Source organism: Rickettsia endosymbiont of Culicoides newsteadi (genome assembly GCF_002259525.1).
Taxonomy (GTDB): domain Bacteria; phylum Pseudomonadota; class Alphaproteobacteria; order Rickettsiales; family Rickettsiaceae; genus Tisiphia.
This window is the reverse complement of the sequence record NZ_MWZE01000025.1, coordinates 1-14679: the sequence shown is the minus strand read 5'-3', so window position 1 is coordinate 14679 and position 14679 is coordinate 1. Positions and strand designations below refer to the sequence as shown.

The following is a 14679-nucleotide window of genomic DNA, read 5'->3' as shown; positions in this document are numbered from 1 at the left end:
CTTAAAATTAGAAATTTTTTAAAATACATAGCGTTTTGATTATACTTTTCACGTGTCAAATAGTTCGTAAACTGCTTGACATCTAGGTTTTATGAGCTAACTTAATTGGCAACTCGCGTAAAATAGCAAGAATTTCGTGGGGATACATCAGCTCGCAATGACGTTTTTATGCTGTTTTATACTTATAGAATAAAAATTGTAGGGTGTTATGATAAGTAATAGGCAAGCATTGAACGACAACGCCCCCAACTTTTCATCAATTGCCTATACTAAGTTAACAAAATTCTTAGTTAACTTAGTGGAGTAACAAAATTTCTATAGTAAGAAGAAATGGTTGTATTAATCACTTATTTACAATACATTTTGATAAAATCTCATATGCCTGATCTGGCGTTAGGCTTAATATTTCTGGTAATTTTTTTAAACATTGCATAAACATCTTAGAGTCTTTTTTATAAAGCTCAACAAATTGATTATTATTAGGATCAATTTTGTTAAGCATTTGCGGGGTTTTAGTGTAGAACTCAAAAAGAGTACACCCATCATTATAGTTCATAATGGCTAATAATTGTGCCATAGCTCGAGATGTTTGGAAATGCTGCCAATCTATAGGAGTATTCCACTTTCCTCCCCAAACACTAAAACCATTTTCAGCAAAAAGATCAATTATTACTTCACTCATCCCAGGTCTAATATTGGTTCGATTGAGATAACTTGATCCTTCTGAAGGTTTTACAGTAACAAGCCCTGCTTGACTTATGTCACTTGGAATAGAAATATAAGGATTTTGAATTGGATTAATGTCAATCGCAAGACCGTATGAATGTACTGAAGGTAAACCGCCTCCTGTAATTTCACGACAACTGAAACTAGAGCTATTGTTATCTGCCATACTTCTGTCATCATCACCATCATAATCTTCAATAGTACGTGCTTTAGCAATAGGGTATTTTAAATCATATATTTTTTCAAAATGGCGACAACACGCTCAGAAACAGCATCAAAAACAACTAGTTTTCCATCATGATGTATTACAGAATTAAAATCATAATAAGGGAATTTAATAACTCTCAATCGATTTAGAGCAACTGGACATCCATCATGCCACACTTTTTTCTTAATCATCTCTTGTTTCGATGATTCAGATAAAGGTTCTATGGTAAAATCAGCAGCATTTACTTGCGATATATTTATAAAAACAATACATAATAATAACAATCTATACATAATAGTATCAAAAATTAGTTAATTTATCTTGAGAGTATCCTAACCCAATAAAAGAGTCAAGCACTTATTGTTATCGACAGATTTTGATAATTAAAATTGTGCTTTAAGTAAAAATATATTATTAAGGAAGAAGCAAAGCTTATGCAGCAGTTGGAGCCGATGGTTTTTTTTTGCACCAGGCTTAGCAAATAGACCTCTTGCATAACCTAATGCAAGAATTGGAGAAATCGGCAACTGAAGTTTCAACATGTATAGATATAGTCAATTAACCTGAATTAGCGCCGAATAAGCACCCATCGTGCTGTCTATTAGCGAGGAGACGTAAGCCTCCGAAGCAATCCATTTTAATCGTTTTTTGGATTGCTTTGTCGCCACTAAAGTGGCTCCTCGCAATGACGCTGAGGCTAAATACTAATCGGATTTATAACGTTGCTAATTCAAATTAATTGACTATACAAATAAAAAGACGTAATACAGAGGATTAGTACATTTATGGATAACAAAAAAGATACTACCATAAAAGATAAAAAAGAAAAGCCAGAAGAAATAGGTGGTTTTAAAGGTCAAGAACCAACTATCCATGGAGATTGGCAGCATAAAGGCAGGGTAACTGATTTTTAATGCTGCAATTGTAAATTAATTTATGCCAAGTTTTCATCAAATCAAACTCCTACCATATAATGCCCAAGAATTATTTCACTTAGTTCTTGACGTAAAGTCATATCCTGAATTCTTACCATGGTGTAGGGCTGCTAGAATCATCTCAGAAAATGAGAATCAAATTATAGCTGAGTTAGTAATTCAGTTAAAAGGTTTTTCAGACAATTATCAATCAAGAATTATCTACTCAAATGATTTAAATAAGCAGAGATACTCCATTGAAGTCGAGGCAATCTCCGGACCATTTAAATATTTAAAAAATTTATGGCAATTTTCTCAAGAAGATACTGGTAGTAAAGTAGAGTTCTTTATTGATTTCAAAATGAAGTTTGCCATAGTTGACAAATTAGTTGGTATATTTTTTACTGATGCTACTGAAAAAATGGTCGATGCATTTGAAAAAAGAGCCGATACTATGTTGAGTAAGGTGGGTTCTAACAATTCTTGAAATCACTATAGTCAATTGATGAGAAATGGATTGCCACGCCACCTACGGTGGCTCGCAACGACGACTTTTCTACTTTATTTTCTTAAACTAACGCCTATGTGCAATGACGTGTATGCAACCCAAGCGTCATTGCGAGAAGGCGTAAGCCGACGAAGCAATCCACTATTCACTGCCTCCTTGTTCTCGCTATCTAAATTTGTTGGCAACAAATAACATTAGTATCGGAGCAGATATGAAGATAGAAGAATATGTACCAACTATTATCCCAAAAAATACTAATAAGCTAAAGCTATGAATAGCTTCTCCACCAAATATTACTAAAGCTAGGTTTGCCAACAAGGTTGTCACAACTGTTAAAATGGTTCTAGACAAAGTCTCATTAATACTCTGATTAATAATTTGTGGCATTGTTTTCTGATATGATTTCCGTAAGTTTTCTCTAATTCTATCATAGATAACTACTGAATCATTGACAGAATAACCTATTATGGTAAGAATAGCTGCTATGGAAGTTAGATTGAAGTCTAACCTCATCACACTCATAAAACCTAAACTTAGTATGGCATCATGTAGCAAAGCTATCAGTATACCAAGCCCAAAATACCACTCGAATCTAGCCCAAGTATAAGCCATGATGGCAAGAAAAGAAAGAATTAGAGCCGTTATTCCTGATTTTATCAAATGAGCTCCAACTTGTGGGCCAACAAAATCTACTTTACGATATTCAAATTTATAAGGAAATTGGTTGCTTAAAGTCAATTTGATCAGCTCAATATTGTGCATTAAAGTGTCTTCACTATTGCTACCAACTCGTATCGACAAATCATTCTGGTTACCAAAATTTTGCAATACTACTTCACCAATCTTAAGGTTATTAAGTACTTCACGCATTTTGGTTAAATCAGGCGATTGATCAAGCCGTACTTCTATAACAATTCCACCAGAAAAATCAATACCAAAATTAAATTTATAAATTCCTATCCATATAATGCTCACAAGAGACAAAATAATGGACATCGTATAGCTTACTTTTTTAAATCTGATAAAATCAAAATTAACTTGCTCAGGTAATAGTCTTAACGGATATAATTTCATTATTAAATATCTTTAATTTATATACCTAAAGCTTGCCTGTACAATTCTAAGATTGCATCTTGTTCAGCCAGCTTATTTCTATCAAGTTTTTTTAGTTTTAACACAGACTTCATAGCCTTGGTATCAAAACCACTGGAGCTGGCTGCATCAAATACATCTTTTATTGCTTCAGATAATTCAGCTTTTTCTTGTTCAAGCCCTTCTATTTGATTTATATATTGTTCTAATTGTTCTTTAGCTATCACTTCTGTCATAAAATTAAATTTTTTTGTTTATCAAGACATCATAATTATACCATATATTTAGTTAACCCTTCTCGGTTTACCTATAGTATATATTATTTTTATTAGCCACTAAGTAATTTATAGATAATTTTGCTATAAATGCTAGAAAAATCTTTAAAATGCACTCGATTAGCACTTATCCATAGTAAATTTTTGTCTATTAGCGAGACCACTGTATGGTTGTGACAATACATTTCTACTTATTTTGGATTGCTTCGTCATAGCAAAGCTATTCCTCGCAATGACGTTTGAGAAAAGTGCTTCGTCATTGCGAGCTGATGTATCCCCACGAAATTGTTGCAAAATAGCAAGAATTGATAGAATATCATCATTATTTAATGATGATATAGTAGGTTATGGATGTAAAAACAGTATTAAATGAAGTAATAAAAGAACATTGTCCTTTTATACATAATAATCGTTTAAATACGTTACTTGATGTTGCAGAAGACTTGACAGTAAAAGATAAAAAGATTTATTCGTATTTTACCCTTGGGAAATTTATTATTGAATTTAATTATTTGCATGCCATAAAACCATTGGTAGAATCCCTGGCATCTATTATAAAGACCGAGCTTTGTCGTGCTTAATTTCGTGGGGATACATCACAACTGTTGAAAGTTAGAAGAGGAAGCGGTTTTAGACCGGATAGTTTAAAAGTCGTATGTGGTCAACGTCATTGCGAGAAAGACCGTAGGTCGACGAAGCAATCCATAAAAGTAACCAAAGATGGATTGCCACGACCACTACGTGGTCTCGCAATGACAGAAAACCTATCTAAAACCCGCTTTACCTTCTAACTTTCAACAGTTGTGGGGGATACATCAGCTTGCAATGACGCGTAGTAGTCAGCTTTTTTACTCATCATAAGGAAATAAATAAAAAATTGTAGAGTACTATGATAATTGATCATTGGAGTTAAAATTATGAAAATTTCTCGTCTTCATAGAATATATAGCAATATCAAACTAATTGAAAATTATTCGTTAAATCTTGCAGAAGACCATAGCCACTACCTTAAAACAGTATTAAGGTTAAAAATTGGTGATCATTTTAGAATCTTTAACGGTATAGATGGTGAGTTTATAGCCCAAATTACCGATATAACAAAAAATAATTTACATGTTGAACTTACTAATATTTTAAGAAAAACAATAATCGAACCTGAGCTTACTTTAGGGATATCGATTATTAAAAGTGATAGAATGTTAGATGCCATAGATATGGCTGTACAGCTTGGGGTGACAAAAATTATTCCATTAATTACAGAAAGGTCTCAATTTCGTAATGTTAATAATCAAAAATTGATGAAATGTATTATTGAATCTACAGAACAATCCGAACGTTTGATCCCGCCCATTCTTATGCCATTAACATCACTTAGTCTTTTCCTCGATCAGAACCTAAATAATTCTATAATATATGCTAATGAAAATGAAGATGAAAATAATACATTATTAAAAATAATGCCTACATCATACTCAAATATTTCAGTTATTGTCGGTCCAGAAGGAGGTTTTTCACCGAATGAACTTAAGATACTTTCATTGAGACCTAATAGTTTATCAATAAGTCTAGGAGTGAATGTTTTGCGAACTGAAACTGCCGTAGCAGCGTGTCTAGCACAGATTAAATTATTTACCCAGTTTCCTAGCCAAATATAAAAAAGATAGCTTTAATTATACAGGATAATGATAGCACAAATATTAGCCCCACTAAGTATAAAATTACAAACCAAAGCCATTGTTTGCATTTCTGAGAAATAAAAATTTTTTTCAATTTACTAATACATTGGGTGATGAGTTGATTTTCCACGGAATATATAATAACAATAAATTGTGTAACCTAATATTATCGGTAAAAGTAACGCAGCTCCTACCAACATTAGAGATTGTGATTCGGCTATTGCTGCCGATTGCCATAAAGATATTTGATATGGTACGGTAAAAGGCCAGATGCTTAAAATTAGCCCTAAATAGCCCAGAGTAAAAAGTAAAACTGAGTAACAAAAAGGTTGGTATTCTTTATTTTTATAAAGAGTGGTGAATAACATAAATAAGGTAAAAATAGTTAAAATAGGAATGAATGAGAGATATGCAAAATTAGGCATAGTAAACCAAAATATACGAATTCTCTCGTTTAAAAATGGTACCCATAAACTTACTAATCCCATAAATAACATAACATAAATTAATACATATGCTGCAGATTTACGAGCCCATATTTGCGTATCTTTGTCAGTTTTCATGATAAGCCAAGTACAACCAAGTAGGGCATAACCAAATACCAGAGCAATACCGGTCATCAGAGAAAAAGGGGTGAGCCAATCAAAAGCATCGCCAGCAAATACCCTGCCATCCACTTTAATACCTTGGATAAAAGCTCCCAGCATAATTCCCTGAAATAAGGCGGCAATGATAGAACCAAAATGGAAAGAATAATCCCATATGTAGCGATCCTTTGGAGTGGCTTTAAATCTAAATTCAAAAGCTACCCCGCGAAAAACTAAGCCCAAAAGCATTGCGATAATTGGTATATAGAAGGCTGACATCAAAATTGCATAAGCCAGTGGGAACGCAACAAATAATCCACCACCACCTAAAACTAACCAAGTTTCATTACCATCCCAAAATGGTGCTATGGAATTCATCATTTTATTGCGGCAATCTTGAGTAGGAGCAAATGGAAATAATATACCAACCCCCAGATCAAAACCATCTAGTAATACATACAGAAATATTGCTATGACAATTAGTCCACCCCAAACTAAAGGTAAATCTATATAGGGGGCAAAGTTAAGCATGGTTGTTGTTCTCATCAATTGACTATAACAGCTATTATACCTGAATTTTAGAGCCTATGCTACCTTTATCTTGTGTTAAAATTTTACTCAGAAATAACCATTTCATAAACTATAATCCCATTATCATGTAGCTTACCATGCATATTCATTGCTCTAGAAACTAACTCATACCAACAATTTTGTGGCAGCTTATTACCACTTGACTGGTAACCACATATCACTAAATGATCTTCTGCCCTGGTCATTGCCACATAAAGTAGTCTGATATATTCTTGTAAGTCTTTTTGTTGTTCCTGTTCCTTGAGAGCTTTAAAAAATTCTGGGCTATTAGATGATTGGGGGACAGAGAACACCTTACCATCTTGATCCCAAATAAATTTATTGCTGTTAGTTGGCACTGAGCTAGTATCACACAGGATAACAATCGGTGCTTGTAGCCCTTTAGAAGCATGAACAGTCATGACTTTTATCTTACTTGACGATTCTAAGTTTCTTTTAACATCAATTTTGTTATTTTCAAACCAATAAACAAAGCTTTGCAGCGAGCTATCTATATTATTAGCATAATTTATACTTAAATATATCAATTCATTTATTACATCATTACTATCAAATCCATTAGATTCAACTAGAATTTTTCTAATATCCCAACAATCGACAATCAATGAGAAAAAATTCCGACAATTGGCAACTTTGTATAGCTGTAGAAAATAACATAACTTATTATATATATTTGTATATTCTGGTATATTTTGCAGATATTCCCATATAGAATTCTTGCCACGAGAAACTGCAAGCAACTGTAGTTCTTTTTCACTCATGCCGATTATTGGGGATTTTAATAGACCAATCAAATTCAAATCGTCTTGAGGTAGTAGCACAAATTTTGCTATGGCTATTAAGTCTAATACTGACAAACTTTTATCTAAAGTGATTCGGTCAACATCTTCTACTTGTAAACCATGTTGCTTAAGACAATTAATAACTTCAAAAACCAACTCATCTCTCTTACGTACCAAAATCATAAAATCTGATTCTTTAACTTCGGAATTAGTGGCATGTAAGATTCTTTGGCTTGCTATCTGGCTTTTTATAAAATTAGCGATTTGTTCCGCAAGTACTTGCTGAGCAGATTTGGATTTATTATGCTCTTCTGGTAATGGCCAAAATAATTTACTCTCTTTCTCTCCTCTAACTAGTGGCCAGAGTTCTACTATACCTTTATCATTTTGACGAAATGGCAAAATTTTAGGATTCTCAGAGGTAAATAATTGAGGGGTAGTGTTTTTAATTTGTTGTAAAATTAGATAGACAATATCGATAATTTTTTCAGTAGACCTATATGACCATTCAAGAGTAATATTTTTGAAATTTTTATTTGCCTCAGAGAATTTTTTACATAAATTTGCATTAACAGAATTAAAAGAGCTAAGATTTGCTCCTTGGAAGCTAAAAATCGACTGTTTTTCATCACCCACAACAAAAATAGTACTCTTTTTATGCTTAGTGGTAGAATAAAACTCTGCTATAATTGCAGTGATAATGCTCCATTGTTCAGGGCTAGTATCTTGTGCTTCATCAACAAGCAAATGCTCAATTCCACCATCAAGTTTATATGACACCCAATTTTTGGTAGTATCATCTGTTAATAATAATTGTGTCAAATAAATTAAATCATCATAATCCAGTAAGCTGTTCTCAGTTTTATAGGACTCATATTTATCAAGAAAAATTTTTGCCAAATTACACAACAAATTTGAATAATTTTCCATATCTTGCATTTTAGTTTGCTGCCCTAACTGAAAAACTTTTTCTTGAATATATTCAAGTTCATTCAATAATTTTGGATAGTTTGTTGCTATAGATTTGGGCAACATATTCTTACGCTTAGTACCTTCTTTAGTAAGAAAAAATAGTTGAATTTCTTGATCTAGGTTAATAGCTATTGAGTATTTTGCCAGTAATTGCCGAGCATGGCTATAAAGTTCTGATAATTGCTCAGGAACATAAGAATTAATAGTTTGATGTTCTTTGTAATCCACTTGCTTGGCAAATAGTTTCTTAAACTTAATCTTTTGCTGGATTATTTCAGAAAAAATATCATTGATGGTTACTTCATGGAAGTTTGTCAAAAAGAAACTAATCAGCTCATTATAAGTTGGATCTAAATAGATTTGGTTTCTTATTTTGTTAATAACCCCTTGTGCTGTAATATCATCAAGAATCTGAAATTCTGGATTGATACTCGATTCCAAAGGAAATAATTTAAGCATCTTTTGACAAAAAGCATGAATAGTATAAATGTTAATTCCATCTTCAGAGTTTAGTAGTCTGTAATATAAAGTCTTGGTATATTGCACCTCACTTTCTAAAGGCTCCCTAGTAAGTAATAAACTTAACTCTTTCGTCAATTTAGCAGTTCCATCTACAGCAAATTTAGCAAGCTTATTTCTAATTCTACTCTGCATTTCAAGGGCAGCTGCATTAGTGAAAGTTAGGCATAAAATTTTGTTAAATGCCACCCCTTCAATCAGCAATCTGAGTACTCTATCTGTTAAAATTTTGGTTTTGCCTGTACCGGCTGAGGCAGAAACCCAAACAGAATATTGGGGATCTGATGCTTGTTGTTGTAATTCATTCATTTTATAAAAAGAGTCCTACTATTTAAAGCAAAAATATACAGCTCTTTTATTTTTCTTTTGCCCATAAATCCATATCATATTGTTTACAATACTCAAACATAGATACAGTATTAGGATAATTTATGCCAAACTCCTTTACTTGCAGTTTACCAAAAAATTTATAATTAGATAAGTCTTTTGCTTTACATGATGCTTTAGCTCCTTGAGTATATAAGTAACTCACTTGAGCCACATTTTTACGATTATCCCTATATAAATAATGATATATGCTATAAGCCTTCTTTTAGGATTCTATAGCTGCTTTTATGTTATCTTGAGCAAATAAAATATTACCTTGGACTACGTAACTTGCTGCTAAATCTGGATCTTCCGAATAATCTGCATTTTTAGGATTTCTACGTTCATCGGCTAAAAATATGGAGATAGCCTTATTAACATGATCTGAGGCTTGCTCTAGCTTACCTAATCCTAATTCACTACTTGCCATTTGGGTGTAAATACGACCTAATATTTCAGGAGGTGCTTTTTGGGAAGATTTACACAAATTGTATAATTTCTCAACTTGAATATATGCTTTTGGGTATTCTTTAAGATAATTTAATAGTTCTACTTTAAGTAAATAAGGATTAACAAGAAATAGGTCATCAGGACTTAGTCCATTTTTAATGGATATTTCTATAATTTTATTAGTTTGCTCCAATGATTCAGTATAGTTCTCTTGTACAAATAATAATTTTGCTCTAGCACTATGTATATATCCTAAGTCACTTTTATCTGCTAAACCTTCATTAAACATTTGTTCTATAATTTTAATGTTTTTTTCTGCTTCTTGAATCTGTCCTAATGCAATATTACATATTGCTAAACTATAAAATAAAGTCCATTTAAAAGATTCATAACCTTTCACATTATCAAATATTTCTTTCGCTCTTATAAAATATTTTATTGCCATCTTATAATTAGAATAGCCCCTATGATACCCACCTATTGCTTGTACATAACTTGCATATGCACATTTTTCATCATTATTCGACCATAAATTAAATTTTCCTTCCTGATCAGCCTTATTAAACCAATTAACCTTTTTTTCTGCATTATAATAATCAAGAGAATTATGATATTGAAGCATTATTTGAAAATTAAGCTCCATAAGTTTATATATATTTGAATTATATTTCTCTGAATTTTTTAAAATTATCTCAAGATTTTCTTGGATAGTTTTAGCATTTCTAAAAATGCGAGCTTGTAATACACTTTTTGGTATACAATTTATTAATTTGGTAATGATATCCTCTAAATAAGCTTTATTACCTTCGCTACAATTAATCTCAGCTATTTTCTGAGCAATAACATCGTGCATTTCAAAGATCGGATTATTTTCATTAGAATCAATGTTAGATATTAAGGCAAATTTAGACAATTGATAAAGATCATCATTCAATGTACTTTGATCATCAGTAATAATTTTTAAAAATTCTTTCGAGAAACCTTGGTTATTTATTAAGGCTATTTTATTTAGTAATTTTTTAGCACTTGGCTTTAATTCATTGATAGTTAACATAATGTTCAATTGAATTTTATCTGCTGCTCGTTGGGTTTTTTCTTATATTCTGTTATATCTAAACCTTGTACATTGTTTAATAATTGTACACCTTGTGCTATCAGGATAGGATAGCCAGCAAATTCTTTGCTCAAGAATTTTACTATTTTTGGATCATTGTTTTCTAGAATATTATTAGCAAGTGTAATGGCATCAGTTTTTGTAAAGGCAGTCATTTTAATTATATTAGGTAATCTTTCACTATCTTGGGAACAAAATATAACATGCCCGTTATTTTCCCAATCAACAAATTCTTGAACTTTTTTATTTTCACTGACTTTCAGATTATCAAATATCAATAACCATTTATCTTGATTCGATAAATAGCTTATTACTTCTTGTTGTACTAACCTCATATCTTCTGATACTAGATTAGATTTAGCAGTACTATTAATAGCTTGAGCTAGCTTTAGAAACTCTTGATTAATATCTAAATTACAGTCAATAAACCATATGAGTTTATAATTATTTTGATTCTCATGAGAGTACATTCTAGCAAGTTGGGTTTTCCCCATACCACTAGTTCCTATAATACTTGCTTGTCGATGTTTATCTAAATTATGTTTGAGTAGCTTTAGTTGTTTAGTATGATCGACAAAATAAGTAACTGGTGCAACAAAATTAGATACCTGGTTAGATATTTGTTGTTGAGCTAATGAATTAAGAGGCATTATAAATATCAGTAGTAATATAAAATATTTACTCATTTCTTTTGCTATTTATAAGTTATATAGTTGCCTCACAATTTATTTAACTATACTCTTTGATTATTGTCAACTATTGATTCTACGGTTGCATATTATTTGGTATAGACATTCAATATTTCTTTTGGTACAATAGGAGGCTGCTTACAATAGACCTTATATCTTGAAAATGTGATATAAGGTCTAATAACTAAAAGTAATTCTATATTTGGTTAACGCCATTGCTTCGTTGGTTTATGCTTTTTTGCGATGACTTCTGTTGGTTATAGATAAATACTAAAGGTTAGCTATATTTTTATGCCAAACAGATTAACTGAGGAATATATGAACATACTAAGAACTCTTGTAAGATTAAACCATTTTTGTTTATTGTTATTTATAACAAGTATATTTTATGCTGGCTTTTCATACGCTAGTTATACCATTTATATCACTTCAGACGATGGACCGCTTAGAGGAACAGAAAATGTCGTTGCGGTTATGACTGGAGAAAAGATACCCGTTACCATGTTTATGGTAGGATTCCACTACGATTCTAGTAGTTGGTCAAAGGGTGTTGTGAATTTAGCTAAGAAGAGTCCTTTTATTCAGATAGGGAATCACAGTTATTCTCATGCTTATAATCGCTATCAGCAATTTTATCGCGATATTCCATCGGTAATTAATGATCTTAAAAAGAATAATGATACGCTAGGTTTAAAAGGTTCCCATATTGATACTAGACTTCCTGGGAGGAATGTATTCCGTCTCCCTAACTTAACTAGAGATGATCCGTATATTTCAAAACAGGAAGATCAAGTTGAAAAGATAGATGATAATGCTATGTACAAGAATGGTTTTTACCTATATGGATGGGATTTAGAATGGACTCACTATAATGATGGTTGCCCTATACAATCTGTTGATCGTCTAGTAGAAGAGATAGATGCTAAATTTGCAAAAAAAGATACTGCATTACCTAATAAATTAATTTTATTAATGCATGATGAGATGTTCCAAGATTGCTTCAATGGTAAAGAAAATTTACGAAATCTAATTAATGCATTACGCAAGAAGAATTATAAATTTGATTTCATTAGAAATTATAATAACCATTGATATAGTCAATTCAGGAGAATTTGGGGCTAGGAGCGATGGAGTGCATAGGCATCAGTTTAAGAAAATAATAAATGAAAAACTATCATTGCGAGCTGATATATCCCCACGAAATTAAGCATGACAAAGCTCTGTCTTTATAATAGATGCCAGGGGTTCTAGCAATGGTTTTATGGCATGCAAATAATTAAATTCAATAATAAATTTCCCAAGGATAAAATACGAATAAATCTTTTTATCTTTTACTGTCAAGCCTCCTGCAACATCAAGTAACGCATTTAAACGATTATTATGTATAAAAGGACAATGTTCTTTTATTACTTCGATTTAATACTGTTTTTACATCCATAACCTACTATATCATCATTAAATAATGATGATATTCTATCAATTCTTGCTATTTTGCAACAATTTCGTGGGGATACATCAGCTCGCAATGACTCTGAGGCTAAATATTAAACTGAATATTTGTAACTAAACTTCAAAAGCTGTAAAAACAGCTTTTGAAGTGGTGAAGTTATCTTACTCTGTAGGGGGCTGCTGAACTTCTGCTCCTAGCAGTGGTGGGTGAGCATCAGGGGCGGTACTATTAGGGATTGGAGTTGATAGATCAGAGGTTGTAACGTTTAAATTGTTATTAACAACAGAGGTATCAAGATTTGGCATATCCAAATTGTTATTAACTGGTATAGGGCGTATGCCATTGGTATTAGCCACCCTTTCATAGGCAGCAAGAAGCGTTGCTGGGGTAACATGATTGGGAAGGAGTAAGTTATTGGTATTATTTTGCATATATAAAGTCTCGTATTATAATTGTTAAAGAGAGATTGTATAATATTTAGTAAAAAACACAAGGTTAATTTTTATTAATAAGTCGTCATTGCGAGCCACCGTAGGTGGCGTGGCAATCTATTTCTAATCACTTTTCTGGATTGCTTCGTGACCTTACGGTCTCCTCGCAATGACGGTTTTTCAATTATTGTTTTCTTAATTGCTGACGCTTATGTGAGTAGGCGGGAATCTAGACCCCGCACCAAAGCAGGGGTGACAGGAGAGTAGGTATGACAATAAGTCGAGTAGGATGGCATTCCTTATACAGAAGATTTTTCTTCTATAGTTTTCCTTACTAATAAACGTTTATTGAATATATTTTAAAAATATTTGATAAAAATCAATATTTTTTTTCTAAAATACTTAGTGCTAGAGATTTTTAGTATATATTACCTATAGTTATTGCAATTATGGGGTAATATGTATATTGAAAACTTACAGCAAAATCAAGCCATTCAAAATTTAATCATAAAATCTGTTACAGATAATAACGTAGTTATTTCAGGTTATGCTAGTGTTTATAATATTTCTGATCAGCATAATGACCTAATTGCTAAAGGGGCTTTTGCCTCAGCCAATCATTTATGTATCAAGTTTCTTTGGCAACATGATTGGCAACAGCCAATAGGGGTGATTAAGTCTTTGACGGAAGATGATTACGGCTTAAAAGTTGAAGCTATAATTAATAATAAAATCGACAAAGGTAAAGAAGCTATAGAGCTTGTTCGCCAAGGAGCCGTTGATGGTCTTTCCATTGGTTTTAATATAAAATTAGCAAATTACAATAACTTAAACCAAAGAATAATCACTGAAGCGGAATTAATTGAGGTGAGTATCGTAACTTTTCCAGCCAATTACCATGCCAAAATTTCGCATATCACTAAACAAAGATACTTAAATGATTTGAATATAGTCAATTCAGGGGAATTGGGTAGCAGGAGCGATTTCTCGTCAATTTATAATTTGGGCAATAAGCAACGGGCTAGTAATCAGCAAATTTGCGATAGCTTTTCTTTAAAACAAAAAAATGTAAAACATTCAATTTTAATGGAGAATAAAATGCATACAGAATTAATAACAAAACAAAATAACAATGAAGTAAAAATTAGTGAGTTACAAGAAAAAGTTTATAATTTAGAAAATTTTCTATCTCGCCCAGAAATAGGGGGGATGCAAGATATTGAGCATAAAACTGCTTTTAATAATTCTATAACCCACATTCCGCTGGAATGATATAGGAATGAAATAATTATTGAATAATTAAGAGAAAAAGTATTAACTAAGAATGAG

Annotated in this window: 19 protein-coding genes; 8 read left to right on the top strand and 11 right to left on the bottom strand. The window is 31.9% G+C overall.

From position 1 onward, the window contains the following. Positions 1-343: 343 nt before the first annotated feature. Both RiCNE_RS02970 and RiCNE_RS02965 read right to left on the bottom strand, forming a co-directional pair. Positions 344-892, bottom strand: a complete 549-nt coding sequence (locus RiCNE_RS02970; protein ID WP_094649135.1) for a M15 family metallopeptidase — start codon at positions 890-892, stop codon at positions 344-346. A 59-nt stretch (positions 893-951) separates the two neighbouring features. Then, positions 952-1227 (bottom strand): hypothetical protein, encoded by a 276-nt coding sequence (locus RiCNE_RS02965; RefSeq protein ID WP_094649134.1) that lies wholly within the window; start codon positions 1225-1227, stop codon positions 952-954. Positions 1228-1719: 492 nt separating this feature from the next. Here RiCNE_RS02965 and RiCNE_RS02960 point away from each other — a divergent pair, with 492 nt between their 5' ends. Together RiCNE_RS02960 and RiCNE_RS02955 are read left to right on the top strand one after the other, a co-directional pair. Next, positions 1720-1848: a DUF1674 domain-containing protein gene (locus tag RiCNE_RS02960; protein WP_094649133.1), complete on the top strand. Its 129-nt coding sequence runs from the start codon at positions 1720-1722 to the stop codon at positions 1846-1848. Between the two features lie 22 nt (positions 1849-1870). After that, positions 1871-2335, top strand: a complete 465-nt coding sequence (locus RiCNE_RS02955) for a type II toxin-antitoxin system RatA family toxin (protein WP_094649132.1) — start codon at positions 1871-1873, stop codon at positions 2333-2335. Positions 2336-2521: 186 nt separating this feature from the next. On the opposite strand, the gene secF is transcribed toward RiCNE_RS02955, so the two are convergent. Together secF and RiCNE_RS02945 are read right to left on the bottom strand one after the other, a co-directional pair. Beyond that, positions 2522-3430, bottom strand: coding sequence for a protein translocase subunit SecF (secF, locus tag RiCNE_RS02950; protein ID WP_094649131.1), 909 nt, complete (start codon positions 3428-3430; stop codon positions 2522-2524). Positions 3431-3447: 17 nt separating this feature from the next. After that, on the bottom strand, positions 3448-3684 hold the full coding sequence (locus RiCNE_RS02945) for a DUF2312 domain-containing protein (protein WP_094649130.1): 237 nt from the start codon (positions 3682-3684) through the stop codon (positions 3448-3450). Between the two features lie 271 nt (positions 3685-3955). On the opposite strand from RiCNE_RS02945, the gene RiCNE_RS07710 reads away from it, so the two are divergent. From RiCNE_RS07710 to RiCNE_RS02935, 3 genes are all read left to right on the top strand, one after another. Further along, on the top strand, positions 3956-4096 hold the full coding sequence (locus RiCNE_RS07710; RefSeq protein ID WP_192866922.1) for a hypothetical protein: 141 nt from the start codon (positions 3956-3958) through the stop codon (positions 4094-4096). Continuing rightward, on the top strand, positions 4071-4304 hold the full coding sequence (locus RiCNE_RS02940) for a hypothetical protein (protein WP_094649129.1): 234 nt from the start codon (positions 4071-4073) through the stop codon (positions 4302-4304). The genes RiCNE_RS07710 and RiCNE_RS02940 overlap by 26 nt, the downstream gene beginning before the upstream one ends. A gap of 336 nt (positions 4305-4640) precedes the next feature. Continuing rightward, positions 4641-5378: a 16S rRNA (uracil(1498)-N(3))-methyltransferase gene (locus RiCNE_RS02935; RefSeq protein WP_094649128.1), complete on the top strand. Its 738-nt coding sequence runs from the start codon at positions 4641-4643 to the stop codon at positions 5376-5378. Between the two features lie 119 nt (positions 5379-5497). Here the strand turns inward: RiCNE_RS02935 and cydB are convergent, their stop codons facing one another. The 5 genes from cydB to RiCNE_RS07985 all read right to left on the bottom strand — a co-directional run bounded on the left by cydB (position 5498) and on the right by RiCNE_RS07985 (position 11466). Further along, the gene (gene cydB, locus RiCNE_RS02930) at positions 5498-6517 is read right to left on the bottom strand and encodes a cytochrome d ubiquinol oxidase subunit II (protein ID WP_094649127.1); all 1020 of its coding nucleotides are present in this window, start codon (positions 6515-6517) and stop codon (positions 5498-5500) included. A gap of 83 nt (positions 6518-6600) precedes the next feature. Beyond that, positions 6601-9159, bottom strand: a complete 2559-nt coding sequence (locus RiCNE_RS02925) for a UvrD-helicase domain-containing protein (protein ID WP_094649126.1) — start codon at positions 9157-9159, stop codon at positions 6601-6603. A 46-nt stretch (positions 9160-9205) separates the two neighbouring features. Next, complete coding sequence (locus tag RiCNE_RS07995; RefSeq protein WP_239832640.1) at positions 9206-9382, bottom strand: hypothetical protein; 177 nt, start codon at positions 9380-9382, stop codon at positions 9206-9208. Positions 9383-9442: 60 nt separating this feature from the next. Next, positions 9443-10720, bottom strand: a complete 1278-nt coding sequence (locus tag RiCNE_RS07990; protein WP_239832639.1) for a tetratricopeptide repeat protein — start codon at positions 10718-10720, stop codon at positions 9443-9445. A 5-nt stretch (positions 10721-10725) separates the two neighbouring features. Further along, on the bottom strand, positions 10726-11466 hold the full coding sequence (locus RiCNE_RS07985) for an ATP-binding protein (RefSeq protein ID WP_239832633.1): 741 nt from the start codon (positions 11464-11466) through the stop codon (positions 10726-10728). 294 nt (positions 11467-11760) lie between these two features. On the opposite strand from RiCNE_RS07985, the gene RiCNE_RS02915 reads away from it, so the two are divergent. Both RiCNE_RS02915 and RiCNE_RS07460 read left to right on the top strand, forming a co-directional pair. Then, entirely contained in the window at positions 11761-12561 is an 801-nt protein-coding gene (locus RiCNE_RS02915) for a polysaccharide deacetylase family protein (RefSeq protein ID WP_094649125.1), read from the top strand. Further along, positions 12530-12676: a hypothetical protein gene (locus RiCNE_RS07460; protein ID WP_157905659.1), complete on the top strand. Its 147-nt coding sequence runs from the start codon at positions 12530-12532 to the stop codon at positions 12674-12676. Before RiCNE_RS02915 ends, RiCNE_RS07460 begins: the two co-directional genes overlap by 32 nt. On the opposite strand, the gene RiCNE_RS07455 is transcribed toward RiCNE_RS07460, so the two are convergent. Beyond that, on the bottom strand, positions 12673-12810 hold the full coding sequence (locus tag RiCNE_RS07455; protein ID WP_157905658.1) for a SprT family zinc-dependent metalloprotease: 138 nt from the start codon (positions 12808-12810) through the stop codon (positions 12673-12675). The two genes, RiCNE_RS07460 and RiCNE_RS07455, sit on opposite strands and share 4 nt — an antisense overlap. Positions 12811-13080: 270 nt before the next feature. Further along, on the bottom strand, positions 13081-13350 hold the full coding sequence (locus RiCNE_RS02910; protein ID WP_094649124.1) for a hypothetical protein: 270 nt from the start codon (positions 13348-13350) through the stop codon (positions 13081-13083). Between the two features lie 459 nt (positions 13351-13809). Between RiCNE_RS02910 and RiCNE_RS02905 the strand changes: the two genes are divergently transcribed. After that, positions 13810-14622 carry an HK97 family phage prohead protease gene (locus RiCNE_RS02905; protein ID WP_094649123.1) on the top strand — a complete coding sequence of 271 codons (813 nt, stop codon included), beginning with the start codon at positions 13810-13812 and terminating at the stop codon, positions 14620-14622. Positions 14623-14679 lie beyond the last annotated feature (57 nt).